We start from the raw sequence: 20408 nt of genomic DNA on the forward strand, positions 1-20408 counted from the left end.
TCATGCAATAGAGGATTGAATGATTTTGCGTTTTTGCTTAATCTAATGCTATCTCATCATAAAGGAATCGTGTCATGTCTAAACTTTCATTACAAGAAATGCTTCAGAAACTGGTTAATTCAGGATACACGCAAGCACAGTTATCTGAACTCACAGGTGTTAGTCAGTCATCGCTTAGTCGAATTTTAACGGGGGTTAGTACTGATCCCCGTATGTCAACCGCATCCGCTATCAGCAATTTATATGTGTCGCATATAACTAACTATAAGGCATAGCGATATGTCAGACCAAAAACAAAAGATTCATTACTCTGTTGGCTACGGGGCTAAAGACAACCGTCCGGTAGCTGAGGTCGCGGAAAGTTTTGTGGAATACCAGAAAGCTATCTGGGCTTTACGTAAGACTGTTGGTATTAAACCCTCTGATCCTATTTCAACAGTACGTAAGAAAAAGGCGCTGTTGAATTATATCTGGGGGGCGATGCTTGATTCGCTGAAAGGGCGTAACGCATTGAATGCGGGGCAACGTAGAGTCCTATGGTTAGATATGGATGGTTGTACTTTATCAGCTTGGAATAATATAGCTACTGTCCTGAAATTGTACCAATCTTTTGCATATACCACTGCCAGTCATGAACACCCGACTGCCAATAACGAACAACGTTGGCGGATTGGCTTTCTATTATCGCGAGATGTATCTGCTACGGAGTATCAACTCTTAGGGCCTCAGATAGAACGCGAGATAATGGATTGCTATGAATTATTAGATGATAAACCGGTTAAGTGGGATCGCTCTGTGTATGAGCCGTCACATATGGTGTTTGCACCTGATGAAAACGCTATAAGTAGAAATTTTAACGGTACGGTAGTAGATGTTGATTTAATGCTGGCACCGAATACGCCAGCTTCACTTGACTCAGAAGCATTTGAACCAAGTGAGCTGGTTGAAGCAGACAACTGCGAAGATCTTGACCGAGTAGTAGAGCTACATAAAGTTAACCAACATACCTTTGAGCATCTGCGAAGTGCTCTATGGTCTGTGAACATACTACCACAGGCTGAAAGCTATAGCTCATGGGTTGCTATGGGTAATCGTCTGTCTTTTTTTAAAGACAGTGAATTTGAAGATGAAGCAAAGCAACTTTGGCATGATTGGTCCGCAACATCTGATAAATATGATTATGAAGTTACCGAAAAAAAATGGCAGGAACATCTGACCGCAGATAGAACCGGATATGCTGCCATATTTAAACAGGCTCAAGATCGTGGATGGGTGAATCCTGGCGTTATTGTAGATGATGTGGAACTACCGATATCACAGCCTCATATGGGCGGATATGGCAAACCGGGGCGTTTTATTGTTGAAGGCCTTATACCGGAAGGCGTGACTGCTGTATATGGTCAGTCTTCCGCTTTCAAATCGTATTTGGCACTTTCTATTGCTCTAAGAATTGCCGAAATGATGCACCGATGGGCAGGGCGTAATTTAAAAGGCGGTGCAGTTCTATATATCGCGGCGGAAGGTGGTAGTTCTATTTATCCCCGTGTAGGTGCATGGTCAGATCGTTTTAATGGCGGTAGGCCAGTCAAGAACTTCTATATATTACCTCGTGCTGTTGATTTGGCCGATCCTAAAATGGTCAATGCATTATTAAACGAGATTAAGCGCATTATCAACGCTTCCGGGCATCCTGTCAGAATGGTTGTTATTGATACCTTATCCCAGTCTATGACTTCCGGTGATGAAAACAGTGCCGGAGACATGGCACGTTTTATGGCGGGAGCTACCAGAGTATCAACAGGATCAGGGGCGGCTGTTGTAGTGGTTCATCACAGCGGAAAAGATGGCAGTAAAGGGATGCGTGGTTCCTCTGCCGCGTTTGCCAATGTGGACGCAGTTATTCGGGTGGACCGTATAGAGAATTCAGTCAATCTGGTAAATGAAAAGCAACGTACCGGGCCTACCCAACCAACTGCAAGCTACAACGTTCCAATAGTTGATCTACCCGATTATGTCATCGCCGAAAATGAGGCCTTTGATAACGAATATACGAGTACAGAGGGTGAAATTTATGCCCCCGTTCGTCTTACAACAGAGCGGGTATTTGAAGATATTCCGATGGCTGAAATTATTAGCGCTTTTGATGATGAAAGTGCCAGTAAGGGCTTAACAGGTAATAACGCAATTATCGTAAGTCTTGTTGAAAATGCTGGTGGACGTATTGCGCGGGCAGAACTCAGAAAACAGTGGATTGATGGCGAGGGAAAAGAGTCCAGTTTCCGTACCACCTTAAAACGATCAATTGAAGGTGGGTATCTTTGCAAGGACGAGAAAGAGGAAATATTTCTTCCACCAATCACAATTGAAAGTTCAAAAGATTAAATATTAATCAAAAATGGCGTGACAAATAGCGTGACAACGAAAAATTACGAATTTGTATTGTTAGCGTGACAAGTAGCGTGACAGTTGAAACAGTAGTTAAATAATTAAAGTATTATCAATACGTTAAGGCGTGACAAATAACGTGACAAAAAATTCAAGCCCTAATCCGACAGCGTGACGTGACAACCCCCTCTATAGAGGGGTGTCACGTGTCACGCTAGAAGGGGTGTCACGGTAAAAATGACTCCGGTTTAGAAAATAAATTTGGAGAGGGTGAAATGTTAACTGCACTACAAAACGATAAGATCATAATTGCAAGAGATGCCCAAAAACCTGGAGAGTTTATTTGCCCGGAATGTAGGCAACTTGTCATCTTGAAAAAGGGGAAAAAGGTTATTCATCATTTTGCGCATAAATCACCAGTAACCTGTGCCTATGGTGAAGGCGAAACTCTTGCTCACCAAGAGGCTAAGCTGGAACTTTTTGATGTACTGATGGCTGATGACACTGTTACTGAGGTTGAGCTGGAAAAATCTTTTGGAACAGTGAGAGCTGATGTGTACGCGAGAATTGACGGTAGACGGGTTGTATTTGAAGTCCAAAGATCTTCGATAGATATTGATACGCTAGCTAAGAGAACGACAGAATATAGCCAAAGAGGAATTAGCATTTGCTGGCTATTACTCCCGCGAGATGATGTTTATGGAAGTCGGATAACACCTAAAAATTGGGAAAAATGGATTCATGCATCCAATTTGGGGGAAGTATATTTTTGGCTCGGCGATGGGTATGTCCTCCCTGTTAAGTTTAGTACTTTCTATCTTGATGTGCCTTTGACAGATTTTGGCGGTGGATATAGTAAACGATCTAAGCTGTACAGAACCCCTGTAAGATCACCTAAGCTCCATATAGTTAGAGATTTTGCGCATGAAGGAGCCAGTCCGTGGGGGGCGGGTGCGTATATTTTGCCGTATCGCAGATTGTGGAAAAGGATTTAACCACGTTATTAAGCACACCGGCGCTTACGCGCGACGGCTTCCAGTAAAAAATTTTTGGATACACGAAACTACAGGACAAAATTCTATGCGCGATATTCAACAAGTTTTAGTTCGATGGGGTGGATGGTCGTCAAATCTAACCAACGTTGGCTGGTCGCCAATTGCTGCTGGTTTTAGCGGCCTGCTGCCAGCGAACGGGGATAATCGGCTGACATGCAGCGACGAGGACGGGCTAATCGTTGATTTGTGCGTGGCACGACTCCAGGCGATAGGCCAGAGCGAGGAGCTGGAATACCTGCAACAACATTACATACGCGGGCGTTCTAAACGGGAAATAGCCCGCGACGCGTATGTATCAGAGAGCCTGGTACGGCACCGAATGCAGGTCGCAGAGAGTTTTATCGCTGGTTGTCTAGATATGCTGGGAATTCAATTAGATATGGATGTATCGGTTAAAAAGCAATCAATCAGACGCTAAATATTAGTGCGCTGCGCAAAACATGTGTTATTGTGATAGAAATGGTTTTTTATATCCTGAGAAAAGGCGCTCAATTTAGAGCGCCTTTCTTTTTGGCTGAAAATTGGAAACATGGAAAAACAACGCTTAGACATCGTGATTTGACTGAACCCCAATAGTGGCGATTTGTTAATAAAATGTTATATCTAGAATCAGCCTATTATGAGTAAGAAGATTGCTGCTTTTGAGGCGTAGACAGCCATTTTTGGTTGAGTTGAAAATCGCATGTTCGCGTAACAACCATTATGTTAAATAGGCGCTGTTTTTAACAAATTATCTGTGCTATTCGTTGACCGCTCACAATTGTTAAAATCCCGCTACACAGGGGTAATTACGACGGATAAATGGGGTGAGCGGTCAGCTAATGGCATATTTGGTCGCCAACTACCGAGAAAACGTTGGGTGCGTTGCGGATTTACCTATTCCAGCCGACCGCAAACGCTCATATTGGCAGGATCACAATTTAACATCTGAAATCATGCAGGCATGACCTGCTATCAGTACGCACTGCGTATCTACCGCCCTCAATTCTGAGGGCAACTTATTCACTACAACTCACAGGGGTAACCTATTTCACCCCACGGACGCCCATTGTTCAGATGGGGTGGAAATATGCGTATGGATAAATATACCAGCCCCTCTGCCTACGGATGGGGCGCTTTTACTGCAATGCTGGGTGCTCTATCGCTGAATGATTGGGCAATTATCGTAGGTATTATCTGCACGGTAGGCACCTTTGCCGTGAACTGGTACTACAAACACAGGGAGTTCAACAGACGTGAAAAAGACGAGTAAGCTAACAGCTGCGGTCATTGGCCTGTTACTTTCTGGTGCGGGTGCCACAGCTATTCTCTCTCAGTTTCTGGACGAAAAAGAGGGTAATTGGTTATCGGCGTATCGGGATGCAGGCGGCATCTGGACGATTTGCCGTGGTATCACTCGGATAGATGGCGTTCCCGTTCGTCAGGGTATGAGACTAACTACTCAACAGTGTGACGAATTAAATCAGCTTGAATCACAACGTGCTATTGACTGGGTAAAACGCCATGTCAAAGTTCCGCTGACTGAACCTCAGATCGCAGGCATTGCCAGTTTTTGCCCGTATAACATTGGTTCCGGTAAATGTGTCTCTTCGACGTTCTACCGGAAGTTAAATGCGGGAGACAAACGCGGGGCTTGTGCTGAAATCCAGCGCTGGATATTTGACGGTGGTAAAGATTGCAGGCAGACCAAAGGCCAAGCGAACGGTTGTTACGGTCAGGTAGAGCGGCGTGCTCAGGAATCTGAGTTAACATGTTGGGGGCTGGATGATGAGTAATTATTGTCAATTGGTGCGATGCAATAACTGTCATCGAATACACCCATGGGCACCGTTTGGTGCTGGATTTGAAAATCGTCGCCCTCATAGTCGTTTTTGTGAACGTTGTGGCGAATTTGCAGGTTATTACGATTCAGTGGAAACGTGGATCTCCACTGCCAAATGGTGGAACCCTGTGACATGGGGCGGTGGGCATTGGGTGAAGAAAGAATGAAACTCACACTCACTCATTATACGATCATTGTTCTGATTATCACGACAGCGGTATCTACATTCGAGGCGTTTTATTACCTGTCCGCATACTCGGAGCAGAAAGCAACCAATAATCGCCAGACAATCGAGATTCAGCAACTGACCGACCGAATTAACTACCAGAACACTCACATCAACATGCTGCATGAACTAGATACCCGTCACACTCAGGAACTCGCCCATGCCAAGACTGAAATTGACACTCTTCGGGCTGATGTTGCCGCTGGTCGTCGCAAGCTGCGCATCCAAGCCGCCTGCCCCTCCGTGTCTAAAACCGTTACCTCCGGCAGCGTGGTCAATGCAACCACCGTCGAACTCAGTAGAGAAACTGGACAAGCTGTTCTCGATATCCGAGAAGGCATCATCAACGACAGGGCAAAACTGAGATATTTGCAGGAATATGTTAGGGCTGAATGCCAACGAACCTCTGAGTAATCAGGGGTTTTTTATTATCAGAAACAGGAAAAGAAACAATGTTCACAGTTAAACAGATTATTGAAAACGCTACATCATTGTATGAAACCAAAGAGATTACTATTGCTCGTATTGGTTCGCCTCAGTGGAAACAGGCATTTGAATTAACAAAAGAACTCGGTATTGAAACACCCGATGTCATTGAGTTTATCCCACCCTCCTATTCAGATGAAGAAATGACACAGGTTGTGGAAGAAGAGCACTCACTCAGTGTAACCCGCGAAGGCGTGAGCATTGATGATTGTATCGCAATTGTCTGTTCAAACATTCCCAGCCCGACATTCCCAGAAATTCCAGAATTGGGCGGAGGTGGATACCAATTCCTCTACAAAGGCGATCAGCTTTATATCACTAATGAAAGCGGTGCTACGGTAGAAGTGGTTAAATAAGATGGCAATTACCACCTCAGAACAAATGATACTGGGGTGGCAGGAGTAGGTTAGGGCGCAGTGTCTCGCACCGTAATTTTTAATCAGGTGTAACTCCACCAAATTAAACCCCAAGCCATCACATCCCGTGGTGGTTTTTTCTTTTTAAGGAACCAAGAAAATGGCCAGAAAAATGACCGCAAAACAAAAAATGTTTTGCCGTGAGTATCTGGTCGATTTAAACGTAACTCAGGCAGCAATTAGAGCGGGATATAGCCCCAAACGCGCCAGTGAAATAGGGTATCAGCAGATGCAAAAACCCTATATTATTCAGCATATTGATGAGCTGAAACAGGCGCGCAACAAACAGTTGGGCATTGATGCTAACTACGTCCTGCGACGCCTCGTTGAAATCGACCAGATGGATGTGGCTGACATATTGGACGAGGATCTCAGTATCAAACCATTATCTCACTGGCCGGAATCATGGCGCCGTTATCTCAGCGGACTCAACCTAGCTGAGATTTTCGAGGGTCGGGGGGACGAGCGAGATGTGGTTGGTATCCTCAAAAAAATCAAATGGCCGGACAAAGTCAAAAACCTCGAACTGTTGGGTAAACACGTCTCTGTTCAGGCATTCCGCGAGAATGTGAAAAACGAACTGACGGGGGCAAATGATGGCCCAATCGAGGTGGCTAAACTGACACCCGAACAGGCAGAGGCTGCCTATAAAAAAATGATGGGGTGATTATGCCGGTTCCGTTTCCGTTTGATTTTCGTAACCCCGATTATAACGCGGTATTCGAGTGGCGGATGGAACGATTACAGCGTATTCGCCAGAATCCAACATTACTACCCGCGATGCGGACATTTTACCGCGATAATCCAGGGCAATTTATTATCGATTGGGGCATGACGGTAGACCCACGTAACGTTGAGCGTGGTTTACCAGCCCGTATCCCGTTTATTCTGTTCCCTCGGCAGGAGGAGTGGATCGATTGGTTCATGGAGTGCTGGCGAACTCAGGAGCCAGGCATCACCGAAAAAACCCGTGATATGGGCATTAGCTGGCTGACCATTGCCACGGCTAGCTCGATTTGTCTGTTCAATCGGGGTGTTGCCGCGGGGTTTGGTTCTCGCAAAGAGGAGTACGTGGATAAACTCGGCTCGCCCAAATCACTATTTGATAAGGCGCGGAATTTTATCAATTTGTTACCCGCCGAATTCCGCGGTACGTGGGATATTCGCAAACACGCACCTCACATGCGTATTTTGTTCCCTGATACTGACTCGGTCATGACGGGCGAGGCGGGCGATGGTATCGGGCGTGGTGATCGCGCTTCGTTTTATTTTGTGGATGAGGCGGCTTTCCTTGAACGTCCTGAGCTGGTGGATGCGTCATTATCGGCCACAACTAACTGTCGGCAGGACGTTTCAACACCAAACGGTATGGCGAACTCATTCGCTCAACGGCGTCACAGTGGCAATATTCAGGTATTTACATTCCACTGGCGCGATGACCCGCGCAAAGATGATGCATGGTATGCAAAACAGGTAGAAAAACTTGATCCTGTGACACTGGCGCAGGAGGTTGATATCAACTATCAGGCGTCTGTTGAGGGCATTTTGATCCCGTCCGAGTGGGTGCAATCTGCGATTGATGCACATGTCAAACTCGGTATTCAACCAACGGGTATTCGCATGGGGGCGATGGACGTAGCCGACGAGGGCAAGGATAAAAACGCCTTTGCTTGGCGGCATGGATTCCTGATGCAGGGCATCAAAGAATGGTCAGGCAAAGGCTCTGACATATTCGGCTCAGTTGAAACGGTCTTTGGTTGGTGTGAGCAGAATATACTAGGTTCGTTTCGATTTGACTCTGACGGGCTGGGCGCAGGTGTACGGGGTGATGCCCGTATTATCAACGAACAACGCAAAACATTGAGATTGAATCCCATAACAGCAACACCTTTTCGCGGTAGTGGTGCCATGTTTGACCCTGAAGGTGAAGCGGTGCCAGGGGACGCATTCAGCGAACCAAGACTAAATAAGGACTTTTTCGCCAATGCCAAAGCTCAGGGCTGGTGGGCGTTACGAACGCGGTTCCAGAAAACCCACAGGGCAGTGAGCGAGGGGCGTTTTTATGATCCCGATGAACTGATATCCATTTCTAGTGAAATACCGCTAAAAGACAAACTAATCATGGAATTATCGCAGCCTACCTATTCGGTAAACGGAGTCGGGAAAATTGTTGTGGATAAAAAACCAGACGGGACAAAATCCCCCAATCTGGCTGACTCGGTCATGATCTTGTACGCCCCGATGGATATCTCAATGGAAATATGGGAATTATTAGGACGAGGTAGCTAATGGCGAAAAATCGCAAATTACAGCCCACAGCGGATAGTTACGAGAATATGCTCGCCCGTGTTGGGATGCACACCCCGAACCAGCACGCCGCATCTACCTATCGTCCAAACTGGACGAGTCGTAACCGGATGCTGATCGAAAACGCGTACCGTTCGTCCTGGATTATCGGGGCGGCGGTGGACTCAGTAGCCGATGATATGACGCGCAAGGGCATTCGGATCACATCTGAAATAGACCCCAAAGCGCGTGGCGTGCTGGAGTCTTTGTTCGACGAGCTGGAACTGTGGGAAAACTTGAACAACATCATAAAATGGTCACGGCTCTATGGCGGGGCAGTAGGATTAATTTTGATTGAAGGACAAGCCCCTTTCACTCCGCTACGTCCTGAAACTATCGGTAAAGGTAAGTTCAAAGGGGTATTACCCCTAGACCGCTGGCAAGTTGAGCCTGATTTGAACCGTCGTATCAAGGACATAGGGAAAGACCTAGGCAAGCCAGAGTTTTACCAGATCACTAACACAGGGCGAGGTATCCCCGCATGGAAGCTCCATCACAGTCGCCTGATTAGGTTCGATGGGGTAACCCTGCCATATCAACAGGCGCAGACTGAAAACGAATGGGGCATGTCGGTTGTTGAACGCATTTACGACAGGCTCACGGCATTCGATAGCGCCACAACAGGCGCGGCGCAGTTGGTCTATAAGGCGCATCTCAGAACCTACAGTATAGACAAATTGCGAGAAATCATTGCGATGGGCGGTGCGAGATTGGATGCATTGCTCAAACACATGGACATGATCCGCCAGTTCCAGAGCAACGAGGGTATGACACTGATGGATAAAACCGATGTGTTTGAAACCCATCAATATTCGTTCAGTGGTCTGGATAATGTGCTGGCGCAGTTTGCCGAACAGATATCAGGCGCGGTGGGTATTCCACTGGTACGTTTGTTTGGTCAGTCACCGCAGGGTTTTTCTACCGGAGATGCTGATCTAGCTAATTATTACGACAATATCGGCACCCAACAGGAGCGGCGGTTACGTCAACCTATCCGCCGTCTATTGGACGTAATGCATCGTTCTGAATTCGGACAGTCATTGCCAGAGGATTTTACATTTGAGTTTAACCCGCTGTGGCAAATGTCAGACCTCGACCGCTCCACAATTGCAGTGAATACTGTCAACGCACTGAATGGCGCGCTCGATGGGGGCATGATGAACCTGAAATCCGCCATGAACGATCTGCGCGAAATGGCGGATGTTACGGGTATTGGGGGTTCAATATCAGATGAGGATATCAATGATGCAGAAACCGAGCCGCCGCCGAGACTCGACATTAACAACATTGAGCCGATCACGTCAGGCAGAAACTCAGTATCGAACCAGTCTACGGGCGATAGCGCAGGCGGTAGGCGACATCGTCGCGGGCGCTTACGATGGTTCTAATGACTCTGTCACGGAAATAATGGACGCACTGGACAGTTACAGCGAGTTAATTACACCGTGGGCGCAACGGGTGGCACAACGTTTTGCGTTGGATGTAAATCGCCATAACGAAAACGAGTGGCGCCAGCGTAGTCAGCTAATTAGCCTCGAACTCCGCCATTTAGTGAACAACACCCCCGTTGGTCACGTGATGCGTTCAATTGTTGATGAGCAAATTAAATACATCAAATCACTACCTATCGAGGCAGCGGATCGGGTGTATGACATTCACAACAGGGCAATAGAGGCGGTTGTTACTGGCGGTCGGCATGAACCGTTTGCACAGGAAATAGCTAAAACTGGCGAGGTGGCGTTATCCAGAGCCAAACTCATTGCCAGAACAGAAATTGGCAGCGCACAGACAGCGCTTACGCAGTCACGGGCACAATCCATAGGTTCTACAGGTTATATCTGGCGCACGGCTGATGGTGATGCCCGTGACTCTCATCACAAAATGGAGGGGCAATTCGTTGAATGGGCTAAACCTCCGACACTGGACGGACTGACAGGACACGCAGGCACACTGCCTAATTGTCGTTGTTACTGCGAAGTTGTGATACCGGAATGTTAATATGAAATATTTCTTTACTACCCGTCTGGGTAACACCCGTTACCAACTGGCGGACGGTTCCCTGTTGTGTAAAGACGTCCCGATTGCCAGAACGGGCACACAGCTTTATGCAGATTTTGATTTGCCTGATTTAGAACCAGATAACGACGGCGAGATTGTAGTGGATCGCTCGCCGGCAGAGGTTTTCAGCGAGTCGACAATAGCGTCGTTTGAGGGGATGACGGTCACGATACAACATCCGGAGGACGACAACGGCAACATCATGTTTGTCGACCCCGATAACTGGCGAGATTTGGCCTACGGTCATGTTCAAAATGTCAGGCGAGGTACGGGGGAGCAGTCTGACCTAATGTTAGCAGATCTGGTTATCAAAGACCCCGCGGCAATGGCTGCGATAGATTCGGGATTTGATGAGGTCTCATGTGGCTACAACGCTGAATATCGTCAAACCGTCAAGGGAGAAGCCGAACAGTATCAAATCACAGGTAATCATGTGGCGCTGGTGCAAGAAGGCCGCGCCGGTTCACGTTGTTCAATTGGAGATAGTATGTCTACTACAGTACAAAAATGGTATCAGCGCATAAAACGAGCGCATAAAACCAAAGATTCGGCTGCAATGGAAGAAGCATTAAACAGTGCACCTGAATCTGTCACTGGCGATGAAGGCACGGGCGAAGTGCCCAAGGCGCCCAAGGCGATTAACATCAATATCAGCCCTCAACACCCTTTACCGAACACAGATCCGGAAATGAACGGTGGCACGGCGGATACTGATATCCCATCATGGGCGCAGGCGATCCTTTCGCGTCTGGATGCGCTGGAGGGAAAAACAGGCGATAACGGTACGGAACCTGAGAAAGATAAACCGACAAGGGACGATGGTGAAGAAAAAGATGAGAAAGAGGAAAAAATCACGGGTGATTCAGCCTATAAAGCTGAGCTAATTATACCTGGGGTTGATTTGTCTCAACCATCAAAATTAACCGCGTTTAAACGTCGGGTACTGGTCAGCGCAGATCAGGCGATGGTACGTAACGTTGTGGGTGATGCTGAAATCAAAAAACTGCCTAAACACATTGTGGATATTGCATTTAATGCCGTAGCTGAGCTGGCAAAAAACCGCAATGTCCAGATAACGGGCGACAGTAACATCCGTCAAAAATCATCTGGCAACACTATTGCCGACCTGAATAAACAAAATGCCGAATTTTGGGCAAATCGGAGTAAATAATACTATGACAGCATATTTAACGCGTATGCCGCTGGGTATCGCGGGGGCTATCTCACGCCTACAGGACATGACCGTTGAACCTGTTTTTTTGAGATCAACCAACCTGTTTCCCGCTTATGGTCTGGCTGGAAAATACGACGGCGAGTATTTCGTACCGTTGGCGGAGGGGGATACCGCAGACAAAATCCAGGGGATTTATGTTCGTGTCTACCCCACAACTAGTATGCCAGACAGAGAACACATTATCGGCACAGGTAACAATTACACTGGCGATAACCTGAAACGCGGCTACATGATCGTGAAACTCGACGGCGACGCCTCCAGCATCAAAAAAGGTGCGTTGGTTTACGTGCGAGTCGGAAAACCTACCAAAAACAGCCCATTGGGTAGCTTCCTGAATGTAGCGATAGATGGTGAGTCTATTGTGTTGCCCAACGCACAGTTTACCGGAGCGGGCGACGCTGACGGTAATGTCGAAATTTCTTATAAAATTTGAGGGAAATTATGCCATTTACATTTGACCAACGCACTATTGATACCAGCGGTACGTTCCTGATAGGCGAACTGGAACGACTGGATCAAACCATTAACTTACCGCTGGTGCAATATACTTATAGCCGCGATATCCAGTTACGTGAGGATGTGACCATCGCCGACGAGATGGCAACCTGGACAAATACCCAATTTGCCGCCGCAGGATCTATTAACCCGAACGGTAAAAATTGGGTGAGTGGCAACTCTACCGCATTGGCAGGCGTCAACGTCAATATCGAACGCGACGGACATCCATTGACATTGTGGGGAATGGAATTGGGATGGACGATTATTGAACTGAACGCAGCACAACAGGTTGGACGGCCTATCGATTCTCAGAAACATGACGGTATGCTCCTGAAATGGAACATGGATACCGACGAACAGGTTTACATCGGTGATGCGAGTCTGGGTTTACAGGGGCTGCTCAACCAGAAACGCGCCAATCTCAGCAACGCACGTAAACCGTGGGCGCAGTCTACACCAGACGAAATCCGCGAGAGTATCAACCAAATACTGAGCGATGCGTGGGCGCACTCTGCTTATACGATGGTGCCGACTGATTTGTTAATTCCGCCTGAGCAGTACGCATTACTCTCATCAATTATTGTATCCACGGCGGGTAACCAGTCGCTGTTAACATATCTGCAAACCAACACCATTGCCTACCATCAAAACGGTACGCCATTGAATATCCGTGCGGTGAAATGGGCGAAAGGGGCGGGTACGGCGGGTAAAGACCGCGCAATTGCCTACACCAATGACAAAAAATTCATTCGATTCCCTATGGTGCCATTGCAGAGCATCCCGATCCAGTATCGCGGGCTGTACCAGATGGTAACCTATTACGGAAAATTGGGTGCGGTTGAATTGGTTTACCGTGAAACCCTGAACTATATGGATGGTATTTAATGATGAAAATTCAGGTACATACGCCATTTCGATTCACTCATGATAATGGAGAGTCTGAAACATTTAGTGTAGGTCTCTATGATGTCGGTAAATCCGTAGCCCAACATTGGTTCGTACAGGCTCATGCTGAAATTATCGACGCAATTAACAATACGGCACCCATTGACCATGAGTCCGTATATGTCGAACTCCAGGGGATTATTGCTGAACGTGATACCCAAATCGCTGAGTTGCAACAGCAATTGGAGGAGCGAGACAACCAAATTGCAGGGCTGATTTTGCAAGACCCAAAACCAAATCAGACCCATAACGGGGGTAAAAATGGGGGCAACAAAAAATAAGTCCCTGCCCACTGTAAAACACTTCCGTACCGACTTCCCTCAGTTCGCTGACACCGTCAAATTCCCCGATGCCCAAATCCAGTTTCGATTACATCTGGCTGATAAACAGTTAGACGAAAATCGATTCGGGGATATGTTCGGCTATGTGGTGGAATTGATGGTGGCTCATTATCTGGCACTGTGGGCGGCGGACAGTCGGTCAATAGCAGCGGGTGGAACAGGCGGAGCCAATAGCGGCGTAGTTTCGTCCAAATCGGTAGATAAGATTTCAGTGAGTTACGACACAGGCGCAACCCTGAATCCTGACGCCGGATTCTGGAACAACACACGCTATGGCGCTGAGTTCTACGAACTGTTGATGATGTTCGGCGCAGGAGGTATCCAGCTATGAAAAGCGGCCTGAAAATCAGGGTTGATAAAGCGAATTCTATTCTGGAAGCGCTGAAAATCCTTGGTAATCGGGATGTTCTGGTGGGAGTTCCCGCTGAAAAGGGTAGTCGGGACGATGTGCCGTTCGGCAACGCTGGTATTGGTTACATCAACGAATTCGGTTCACCTGCGCAGAATATCCCCCCTCGTCCTCATCTTCGCCCTGGTGTGCGTTCGGTAGAGGATAAAACTATTGAGCAGTTAAAAATCGCAGCGGAAGCGGTACTGGACGGGAAGCGGGATAAGGCAGAAAAAGCGCTAAACAAAGCAGGGATGCTGGCGGTTCAGGGCGTGCAGCGTTACATGACGACGCATGATTTTGAGCCGCTGGCAGATCCGACTGTTGCCGCTCGTGCCAGACGTGGGCGTAAAGGGGCAAAATCAGAGTTGGAAAATAGACGAGCGGGGAATGCACCGGATAATTCCAATGCTCGACCCTTGATAGACACAGGTTCATACCGTCGTTCTATCACCTATGTGGTTCGGGATAAATCGGAGAAATAACATGCCATTATTGGATGTCACTGATGTGCTATTCGACCCTGATTTTTGCGATACCTCACTGACCTATCGTCGTCGACAGGTTGGCGTAGATGCAGACGGATTCCCCAAAACAATTGACATCGTCAGTCAATTTGCGGGTGTCGTGACGGTTGACCGGTCGGTAGAGGCGCAAATCCGTATGTCGGGGCAAACTGTCACGGGCAATATTCTGATTATTACGACTGAGCGGTTGATTGCGGGTGAAACAGGTCACGCAGGTGATATCGTCACCTATCAAAACCGTGAATACCTCGTCAAATCCGTAGATCCCTATACCGCATACGGTGCGGGATTTGCTCAGGCGCACTGTGAATTATTGCCATTTGACGGGGGTTCACCATGAACACCTCAGAACAGGCAGGCTGGTTAACGCCGGATAACGAACCCGTCTACGATGAGGAATTAGATCGGCGGCTCAGTCAATGGTTACGGGGTATTTCAGGGCTGCCAAATGGTATGGTTCGCCCGCGCTGGACACCTGTTCCGATTGCACAGCCGCCAGCCAACGCTGACTGGTGCGGTTTCGGTATTGTTGAGCTACCCGCTGACGATAATCCAGCATACGCCAGTCAAACCGATGAACACGGGGAACTCTGGCGACATGAGGAATTCGAGTGCTCAGCCTCATTCTATGGTCCCCGTAGTCAGTGGTATGCCTCGCGTTTTCGCGATGGCGTTTCGCTGAGTCAGAACAACGCTGAGTTAAATCAATTAGGTCTGTCCGTAGTTAAACATTCCCGCATCACATCGTTCCCTGAACTCATTAATAACCAATGGGTACGCCGCTACGACATTACCGTCACATTGCGGCGCAAATCGGTTCGTCGGTACGGCGTTAAATCACTACTCGACGCGCCTGTAAAATTCTTTGGAGATTAGCCCATGCAGGGTTTACCTATTTCTAGCATTGTTAATGTCAAAATAAACACGGCGCCCCGTGCAGCTTCGGCCAGAAATTTTGGCTCGTTGCTGATTGTAGGCACCAGTGACGTAATCAACACGCATGAACGGTTGCGTTATTACACTGATATTGAGGGTGTTGGCGCCGATTTTGGCATGGATACCCCTGAGTATCAGGCTGCTGCGCTGTACTATTCACAGTCACCTCAGCCCGTTGATCTGTATATTGGACGCTGGGCGAAAGATCCAGTCACTGCGTCAATACGTGGTGCCGTCCTGACCAAACCCGAACAGACTATGGGTCGATTTACCACGGTTACCGATGGCTCGTTCAAACTGACCATTGACGGTAAATCAACCGCCGTTACGGGGATCAATTTTGGCAACGAGACCAATCTCAATGGTGTCGCTGAACGTGTATCTGAAAAGTTGAAAAATAATGCCTCCGTGCGCTGGGACAGCACGTCATCACGTTTCGTAGTTACATTGCAAACAAACGGGAAACTAGGCTACATCACCCGCGCAGACAGTGGCAACTATATTGGCGATATTTTGAAACTGGACGATATATCCGGCGCTACGGTTATCGACTCCACCGAGCCTGAAACTATTGCCGAGGCAGTAGCGGCGCTGGGCGATGCATCGAGCGCGTGGTATGGACTGGTTATCGCTGATAATTCGCTGTCTGGCAGCGATGTCCTCAGTGTGGCACGCTACATTGAATCGGCGTCAATTTCTCGCATTTACGGACATACAGTCACCAAAACCGATGTACTCGACTCTGATGTAGATACCAATATAGGTTCACAGCTCAAAGGCGCGTTTCTTAACCGCACGCTGTGGCAGTACTCAGCACAACCCTATGCTGTGGCATCACTATTTGGTCGCATGTTCACGGTGAATTTTCAGGGCAACCGCACCACTATCACCCTGAAATTTAAACAGGAACCCGCTATCAGTGCTGAGTTATTGACCGCAACACAGGCCAATGCGCTGAGATCGAAAAACGGTAACGTCTTTGTCCGTTACAACAACGATACCGCCATTATCCAAGAGGGCGTGATGGCAAATGGCACGTTCATTGACGAACGCCACGGGCTGGATTGGCTACAAAACTATGTCCAGACCAATCTGTACAACCTGATGTACACCAGCACAACCAAAATCCCCCAGACCGATGAGGGCGTGACCCAGCTATTAGCCAACGTCGAGCAGTCACTGGCGCAAGGTGTTACCAACGGGTTGATTGCATCAGGTATTTGGGGTGGGGATTCATTCGGGGCATTGAACAGGGGCGATATGCTGACTAAGGGCTATTACACCTATGCTCAGCCCATTGCTGAACAGGTTCAGGCGGAGCGCGAAAAACGCAAAGCACCTGTCATTCAATGCGCTATCAAACTCGCAGGTGCGGTGCATTTTGCTGATGTCATCATTAACGTAAACAGGTAATCACATGGCTACATTCTCATTTCTGGATGTGTCCGCCACGATAACGGGCATTGGCGGTATGGTCGATTTGGCTAATGGCGCAGCGACCTCTGAGGAGGGTATCGTTATTGCAATGGCCGAGGCGAAAAACACCATGACCGTTGGGGCTGACGGTGAGGTCATGCATTCTCTGGCAGCGACGAAATCCGGGACAATTACAGTCACATTGCTGAAAACCTCACCCGCCAACGCTAAGCTCATGCTGATGTACAACGCTCAGCAATTTTCTTCGGCGACATGGGGAAACAATATCATTCTGATCCGTAATAAAGCATCGGGTGATACCCACACGGCACGCTCGGTTGCGTTCCAGAAAATACCGGACATTACTAACGCTAAATTAGGAAATACAGTCAGTTGGGTTTTTGACTGTGGCAAAATCGATACTATTCTGGGGACATTCTGATGGAATTCGAAATCAACGGTAAAAAATACCGTAGTGGTAAATTGAACGCATTTCAGCAACAAGATCTGGCAGTGGCACTACTTCCTGTTGTTCCGGCGCTTAAACCTATTTTTGACCAGTTAAAACCCACGGTCAGCGGTACGCCAACATTAGGTGATATGGCAGATTTTATCGCTCCTCTGGCGGAGGCGGTACGTTCAATAGGTAAAGAGGCGCGTTATGAGATTAATGATATCTGCCTGTCTGTGGTCAGCCGCGAATCGAGCGGAGCTTGGAGTGGTATTTACAGCGGTCAGCAATTGATGTTTGACGATATCAACGGGCTGGATTTGCTGAAAATTGTTGGGCATGTGATCAAAGATTCCCTCAGTAATTTTTTTCCCGCACTGCCAGAGAGCGGCGAGTAATCCCTGGTCAACCCAGCCTAGATTTAGAAACTCTTCCTAATGGGCGCTTTTACCTAATGCGTCCTGTTCGTAACGGTATGTGTAAATACGAGTCATTAAAGAATGGTGATATCGATCTGGCCGATATCGCCCTGATGAATGACGCATTGGACGTAGATGCCGAAAACGAGGCACTGGTAGCACGGTGGAAAGATGAGCAACACTAACGCAGAAGTGATTAAAGATTTTTTGATATCGCTAGGTTTTGATATCAAAGATTCTGATTCGAAGAAGTTCAGTGCGGTACTGTCAGGCGTCACTGCCAATGTTTTGAAATTAGGTGCAACCGTGGAGAGCGCGGCGGCCTCCGTAATTGGATTTACTGCATTAGTAGCCAATGGACTAGACAAACTCTACTGGCAGGCACAACGCACAGGCGGAGCCGCAGAGCAGATCAAATCGCTGGGCTATGCGGTCAGTCAGGCAGGGGGCAGTGTTGAGGGGCTGAACTCCTCGCTGGAGGGCGTCGCCAAGTTTCTACGAAATAATCCGGGTGGCGAGGGCTTCTTGCGTAACATGGGCATTCAGACCCGTGATGCCAACGGCAATCTGCGCGATACCGCGTCATTAGTCGCGTTGATAGGAGAACGGTTGTCGGCGCTGCCAACATATCGGGCAAATCAGTACGCCAGCATTCTGGGTATAGATGAAAACACCATCATGGCGATGCGCCGTGGCGTGGGCGAATATGTGTCTGACTACCAGATGATCATAAAAGCGCTTGGCTATGACCCTGAAATAGCGGCCAAACACGCCAATGCGTTTATGACCGAGTTTTCGCGATTCGGGTTGGTTATACGATCAGCGAAAGAGAAGACCGGCGGCGAACTTGCCCGAATATTGACGCCGAGTGTGGAGAAGTTCACCAAGTTGATATTAAAACATTGGCCGACTATTGAAAAGGTCATTATGTCTGTGGTGAACGCCATTCTGAAAATGTCCGAGATAATCGGCCAGATGGTCTATAGAGGTGCTCAGGGTATCCAAGATCTGATTGGCTGGTGGGACAGGCTAGACGGTGAAAGTAAGACACTCATTAAAACCTTTGGTTTAGTCGCGGCGGCATGGTGGGCGCTGAACAAAGGGTTTCTGACCTCACCTATCGGTATCATCACAACATTGCTAGCTGCGTTGTTCCTGCTGTATGACGATTACCAAGGGTGGAAAGAAGGTAAAAATAGTTTTATCGACTGGAGTAAATGGGAAGGGACATTAAAGCAATTCGGGGAAGGTATTAAGCAAATCAAAGATTGGATATTGCAAATTAAAGATGCTGTTGGTGGTTGGGAAAATGTCTTCTGGGGATTTGCATTGTTTCTTGGTGGAAAGTGGTTAACCAGCGTTCTAGGGACATTGGGTAAGCTATCCACACAGTTAGGTAAAGGTAATTTAGTTAAAATATTACGCGCTGCGGGCTGGCTGGCGTATGCAGATTATTTATATTCTGATTGGGATAACATAAAAGCCGGCGCTGAATCGTCATGGAACTCTAACGTTAAAGATGTAAAACGCATCCTAGGTGATGCAGGTCAGGCACTAGGGATAGAAAATACATGGGGTAATCAGCATCAAGGCTATCATTTTACAGAAACCACGATAGATATACCAACAGGAGATGCCTATCTTGATCAATTAAGACTTAAAGTTCAGCGTAAAGAAATGACGCTAGAGGATGCTAATAAAGCTCTCGACGAGAAATTTGCTCCAAATAAAAAAGTTGAAAAATCACAGGAAAGACTAACACGAGGTGAACGTAATAATAACCCATTGAATATAGAATTTGCCAAACAAAGGGGCGCAATAGTAGAAGATCACCCTGAACGTCGGTTCGCTAAATTTAATACCGCTTATGATGGGCTGGAGCGCACCGCTTGGCAGTTACGGCGCTACTTCAATGGTTTGACGGATAACGTTAAACGTCAATCCGTCGATTTAATTGTGCGAAAATGGGCACCACCCGGTAAAAAAGATAATAATCACACCGAGGAGTACATTCAAAGAGTTGCTCAAAGGTTGGGGGTAGGCAGGCATGATCGATTGGATTTAAATAACCATAACGTTATGTATGCGCTGATGAATGCCATGAGTAAAGAGGAGATAGGAAAGCCACTGCCTTACGATAGCAGATTGATTATGGCGGCAATCTCAGGTGCTCCAGACCCAACAAAATCACTGGCTAAAAACAATTTTAATTTTGACCCGAAAATGTTCGACAACGCAATGGCAAATGCCAACAACATGATGAGTCATACCGGATATACACCAGAACGGTTGCAGCTATTAGCTAATAATCAGCCAAATCAAACCACAGTCTCACCGGTCTATAATATTACGGTTAATGGTGTTGAATCCCCGCACGAAGCCGCCGCGCTCACGGGTGAAACGGTACAACGCAACACGGCAATACTAGTGCGTAATCTACAAACTAAGGTAGGCTAACC

At 47.5% G+C, this 20408-nt stretch carries 26 protein-coding genes; all 26 read left to right on the top strand.

Annotated features, from left to right (window positions below):
• The first annotated feature begins 98 nt into the window (after positions 1–98).
• Positions 99–275 (top strand): helix-turn-helix domain-containing protein, encoded by a 177-nt coding sequence (locus Xedl_RS11095; RefSeq protein ID WP_244149703.1) that lies wholly within the window; start codon positions 99–101, stop codon positions 273–275.
• Between the two features lie 4 nt (positions 276–279).
• Entirely contained in the window at positions 280–2382 is a 2103-nt protein-coding gene (locus tag Xedl_RS11100) for an AAA family ATPase (RefSeq protein WP_074023760.1), read from the top strand.
• A gap of 278 nt (positions 2383–2660) precedes the next feature.
• On the top strand, positions 2661–3380 hold the full coding sequence (locus tag Xedl_RS11105) for a competence protein CoiA (protein WP_074023761.1): 720 nt from the start codon (positions 2661–2663) through the stop codon (positions 3378–3380).
• An 85-nt stretch (positions 3381–3465) separates the two neighbouring features.
• A complete protein-coding gene (locus Xedl_RS11110) occupies positions 3466–3858 on the top strand; it encodes an antiterminator Q family protein (RefSeq protein WP_074023762.1) in 393 nt (130 codons plus the stop codon).
• 651 nt (positions 3859–4509) lie between these two features.
• Positions 4510–4692, top strand: a complete 183-nt coding sequence (locus Xedl_RS11115) for a phage holin family protein (RefSeq protein ID WP_074023763.1) — start codon at positions 4510–4512, stop codon at positions 4690–4692.
• Positions 4676–5215: a lysozyme gene (locus Xedl_RS11120; protein WP_074023764.1), complete on the top strand. Its 540-nt coding sequence runs from the start codon at positions 4676–4678 to the stop codon at positions 5213–5215. The genes Xedl_RS11115 and Xedl_RS11120 overlap by 17 nt, the downstream gene beginning before the upstream one ends.
• On the top strand, positions 5205–5429 hold the full coding sequence (locus tag Xedl_RS11125) for a hypothetical protein (RefSeq protein ID WP_143187421.1): 225 nt from the start codon (positions 5205–5207) through the stop codon (positions 5427–5429). The genes Xedl_RS11120 and Xedl_RS11125 overlap by 11 nt, the downstream gene beginning before the upstream one ends.
• Entirely contained in the window at positions 5396–5902 is a 507-nt protein-coding gene (locus Xedl_RS23685; RefSeq protein ID WP_244149701.1) for a lysis protein, read from the top strand. Before Xedl_RS11125 ends, Xedl_RS23685 begins: the two co-directional genes overlap by 34 nt.
• A 38-nt stretch (positions 5903–5940) precedes the next feature.
• Entirely contained in the window at positions 5941–6330 is a 390-nt protein-coding gene (locus Xedl_RS11135; RefSeq protein ID WP_074023767.1) for a hypothetical protein, read from the top strand.
• A gap of 160 nt (positions 6331–6490) precedes the next feature.
• On the top strand, positions 6491–7057 hold the full coding sequence (locus Xedl_RS11140) for a terminase small subunit (RefSeq protein WP_074023768.1): 567 nt from the start codon (positions 6491–6493) through the stop codon (positions 7055–7057).
• Between the two features lie 2 nt (positions 7058–7059).
• Entirely contained in the window at positions 7060–8679 is a 1620-nt protein-coding gene (locus Xedl_RS11145; RefSeq protein WP_074023769.1) for a TerL protein, read from the top strand.
• Positions 8679–10124, top strand: a complete 1446-nt coding sequence (locus Xedl_RS11150; RefSeq protein WP_074023770.1) for a DUF1073 domain-containing protein — start codon at positions 8679–8681, stop codon at positions 10122–10124. The genes Xedl_RS11145 and Xedl_RS11150 overlap by 1 nt, the downstream gene beginning before the upstream one ends.
• 19 nt (positions 10125–10143) lie before the next feature.
• Positions 10144–10734 carry a phage head morphogenesis protein gene (locus Xedl_RS11155; RefSeq protein WP_074023771.1) on the top strand — a complete coding sequence of 197 codons (591 nt, stop codon included), beginning with the start codon at positions 10144–10146 and terminating at the stop codon, positions 10732–10734.
• 1 nt (position 10735) lies between these two features.
• A complete protein-coding gene (locus Xedl_RS11160) occupies positions 10736–11965 on the top strand; it encodes a DUF2213 domain-containing protein (RefSeq protein WP_074023772.1) in 1230 nt (409 codons plus the stop codon).
• 4 nt (positions 11966–11969) lie between these two features.
• Positions 11970–12461, top strand: a complete 492-nt coding sequence (locus Xedl_RS11165) for a structural cement protein Gp24 (protein ID WP_074023773.1) — start codon at positions 11970–11972, stop codon at positions 12459–12461.
• Positions 12462–12469: 8 nt separating this feature from the next.
• Positions 12470–13411, top strand: a complete 942-nt coding sequence (locus Xedl_RS11170; RefSeq protein ID WP_074023774.1) for a DUF2184 domain-containing protein — start codon at positions 12470–12472, stop codon at positions 13409–13411.
• Positions 13411–13752: an STY1053 family phage-associated protein gene (locus tag Xedl_RS11175; protein WP_074023775.1), complete on the top strand. Its 342-nt coding sequence runs from the start codon at positions 13411–13413 to the stop codon at positions 13750–13752. The genes Xedl_RS11170 and Xedl_RS11175 overlap by 1 nt, the downstream gene beginning before the upstream one ends.
• Positions 13733–14143, top strand: a complete 411-nt coding sequence (locus tag Xedl_RS11180) for a DUF4054 domain-containing protein (protein ID WP_074023776.1) — start codon at positions 13733–13735, stop codon at positions 14141–14143. Before Xedl_RS11175 ends, Xedl_RS11180 begins: the two co-directional genes overlap by 20 nt.
• Complete coding sequence (locus Xedl_RS11185) at positions 14140–14685, top strand: hypothetical protein (protein WP_074023777.1); 546 nt, start codon at positions 14140–14142, stop codon at positions 14683–14685. The genes Xedl_RS11180 and Xedl_RS11185 overlap by 4 nt, the downstream gene beginning before the upstream one ends.
• 1 nt (position 14686) lies before the next feature.
• On the top strand, positions 14687–15067 hold the full coding sequence (locus Xedl_RS11190; RefSeq protein WP_074023778.1) for a head-tail adaptor: 381 nt from the start codon (positions 14687–14689) through the stop codon (positions 15065–15067).
• Positions 15064–15603 carry a phage neck terminator protein gene (locus Xedl_RS11195; RefSeq protein WP_074023779.1) on the top strand — a complete coding sequence of 180 codons (540 nt, stop codon included), beginning with the start codon at positions 15064–15066 and terminating at the stop codon, positions 15601–15603. Before Xedl_RS11190 ends, Xedl_RS11195 begins: the two co-directional genes overlap by 4 nt.
• A 3-nt stretch (positions 15604–15606) precedes the next feature.
• Positions 15607–17076 carry a DUF3383 domain-containing protein gene (locus tag Xedl_RS11200; protein WP_074023780.1) on the top strand — a complete coding sequence of 490 codons (1470 nt, stop codon included), beginning with the start codon at positions 15607–15609 and terminating at the stop codon, positions 17074–17076.
• Positions 17077–17080: 4 nt separating this feature from the next.
• Positions 17081–17521: a DUF3277 family protein gene (locus Xedl_RS11205; protein WP_074023781.1), complete on the top strand. Its 441-nt coding sequence runs from the start codon at positions 17081–17083 to the stop codon at positions 17519–17521.
• Positions 17521–17928, top strand: coding sequence for a phage tail assembly chaperone (locus Xedl_RS11210; RefSeq protein ID WP_074023782.1), 408 nt, complete (start codon positions 17521–17523; stop codon positions 17926–17928). Before Xedl_RS11205 ends, Xedl_RS11210 begins: the two co-directional genes overlap by 1 nt.
• A 56-nt stretch (positions 17929–17984) precedes the next feature.
• Positions 17985–18134, top strand: coding sequence for a DUF6889 family protein (locus Xedl_RS29785; RefSeq protein WP_167366720.1), 150 nt, complete (start codon positions 17985–17987; stop codon positions 18132–18134).
• Positions 18121–20406 (top strand): hypothetical protein, encoded by a 2286-nt coding sequence (locus Xedl_RS11215; RefSeq protein WP_074023783.1) that lies wholly within the window; start codon positions 18121–18123, stop codon positions 20404–20406. Before Xedl_RS29785 ends, Xedl_RS11215 begins: the two co-directional genes overlap by 14 nt.
• The last annotated feature ends 2 nt before the right edge of the window (positions 20407–20408 follow it).

It is taken from the genome of Xenorhabdus eapokensis, assembly GCF_001908105.1.

Bases quoted from the DNA above. Each gene is read 5' to 3' on its own strand.
- Xedl_RS29785 (WP_167366720.1), top strand. From the start codon at position 17,985: ATGCGTCCTGTTCGTAACGGTATGTGTAAATACGAGTCATTAAAGAAT.
- Xedl_RS11170 (WP_074023774.1), top strand. From the start codon at position 12,470: ATGCCATTTACATTTGACCAACGCACTATTGATACCAGCGGTACGTTC.
- Xedl_RS11160 (WP_074023772.1), top strand. From the start codon at position 10,736: ATGAAATATTTCTTTACTACCCGTCTGGGTAACACCCGTTACCAACTG.
- Xedl_RS11195 (WP_074023779.1), top strand. From the start codon at position 15,064: ATGAACACCTCAGAACAGGCAGGCTGGTTAACGCCGGATAACGAACCC.
- Xedl_RS11095 (WP_244149703.1), top strand. From the start codon at position 99: ATGCTTCAGAAACTGGTTAATTCAGGATACACGCAAGCACAGTTATCT.
- Xedl_RS11180 (WP_074023776.1), top strand. From the start codon at position 13,733: ATGGGGGCAACAAAAAATAAGTCCCTGCCCACTGTAAAACACTTCCGT.
- Xedl_RS11115 (WP_074023763.1), top strand. From the start codon at position 4,510: ATGCGTATGGATAAATATACCAGCCCCTCTGCCTACGGATGGGGCGCT.
- Xedl_RS11145 (WP_074023769.1), top strand. From the start codon at position 7,060: ATGCCGGTTCCGTTTCCGTTTGATTTTCGTAACCCCGATTATAACGCG.
- Xedl_RS11210 (WP_074023782.1), top strand. From the start codon at position 17,521: ATGGAATTCGAAATCAACGGTAAAAAATACCGTAGTGGTAAATTGAAC.
- Xedl_RS11205 (WP_074023781.1), top strand. From the start codon at position 17,081: ATGGCTACATTCTCATTTCTGGATGTGTCCGCCACGATAACGGGCATT.
- Xedl_RS11215 (WP_074023783.1), top strand. From the start codon at position 18,121: ATGAGCAACACTAACGCAGAAGTGATTAAAGATTTTTTGATATCGCTA.
- Xedl_RS11140 (WP_074023768.1), top strand. From the start codon at position 6,491: ATGGCCAGAAAAATGACCGCAAAACAAAAAATGTTTTGCCGTGAGTAT.
- Xedl_RS11135 (WP_074023767.1), top strand. From the start codon at position 5,941: ATGTTCACAGTTAAACAGATTATTGAAAACGCTACATCATTGTATGAA.
- Xedl_RS11175 (WP_074023775.1), top strand. From the start codon at position 13,411: ATGATGAAAATTCAGGTACATACGCCATTTCGATTCACTCATGATAAT.
- Xedl_RS11200 (WP_074023780.1), top strand. From the start codon at position 15,607: ATGCAGGGTTTACCTATTTCTAGCATTGTTAATGTCAAAATAAACACG.
- Xedl_RS11125 (WP_143187421.1), top strand. From the start codon at position 5,205: ATGATGAGTAATTATTGTCAATTGGTGCGATGCAATAACTGTCATCGA.
- Xedl_RS11165 (WP_074023773.1), top strand. From the start codon at position 11,970: ATGACAGCATATTTAACGCGTATGCCGCTGGGTATCGCGGGGGCTATC.
- Xedl_RS11185 (WP_074023777.1), top strand. From the start codon at position 14,140: ATGAAAAGCGGCCTGAAAATCAGGGTTGATAAAGCGAATTCTATTCTG.
- Xedl_RS11105 (WP_074023761.1), top strand. From the start codon at position 2,661: ATGTTAACTGCACTACAAAACGATAAGATCATAATTGCAAGAGATGCC.
- Xedl_RS11110 (WP_074023762.1), top strand. From the start codon at position 3,466: ATGCGCGATATTCAACAAGTTTTAGTTCGATGGGGTGGATGGTCGTCA.
- Xedl_RS11100 (WP_074023760.1), top strand. From the start codon at position 280: ATGTCAGACCAAAAACAAAAGATTCATTACTCTGTTGGCTACGGGGCT.
- Xedl_RS11190 (WP_074023778.1), top strand. From the start codon at position 14,687: ATGCCATTATTGGATGTCACTGATGTGCTATTCGACCCTGATTTTTGC.
- Xedl_RS11150 (WP_074023770.1), top strand. From the start codon at position 8,679: ATGGCGAAAAATCGCAAATTACAGCCCACAGCGGATAGTTACGAGAAT.
- Xedl_RS11155 (WP_074023771.1), top strand. From the start codon at position 10,144: ATGGACGCACTGGACAGTTACAGCGAGTTAATTACACCGTGGGCGCAA.
- Xedl_RS23685 (WP_244149701.1), top strand. From the start codon at position 5,396: ATGGGGCGGTGGGCATTGGGTGAAGAAAGAATGAAACTCACACTCACT.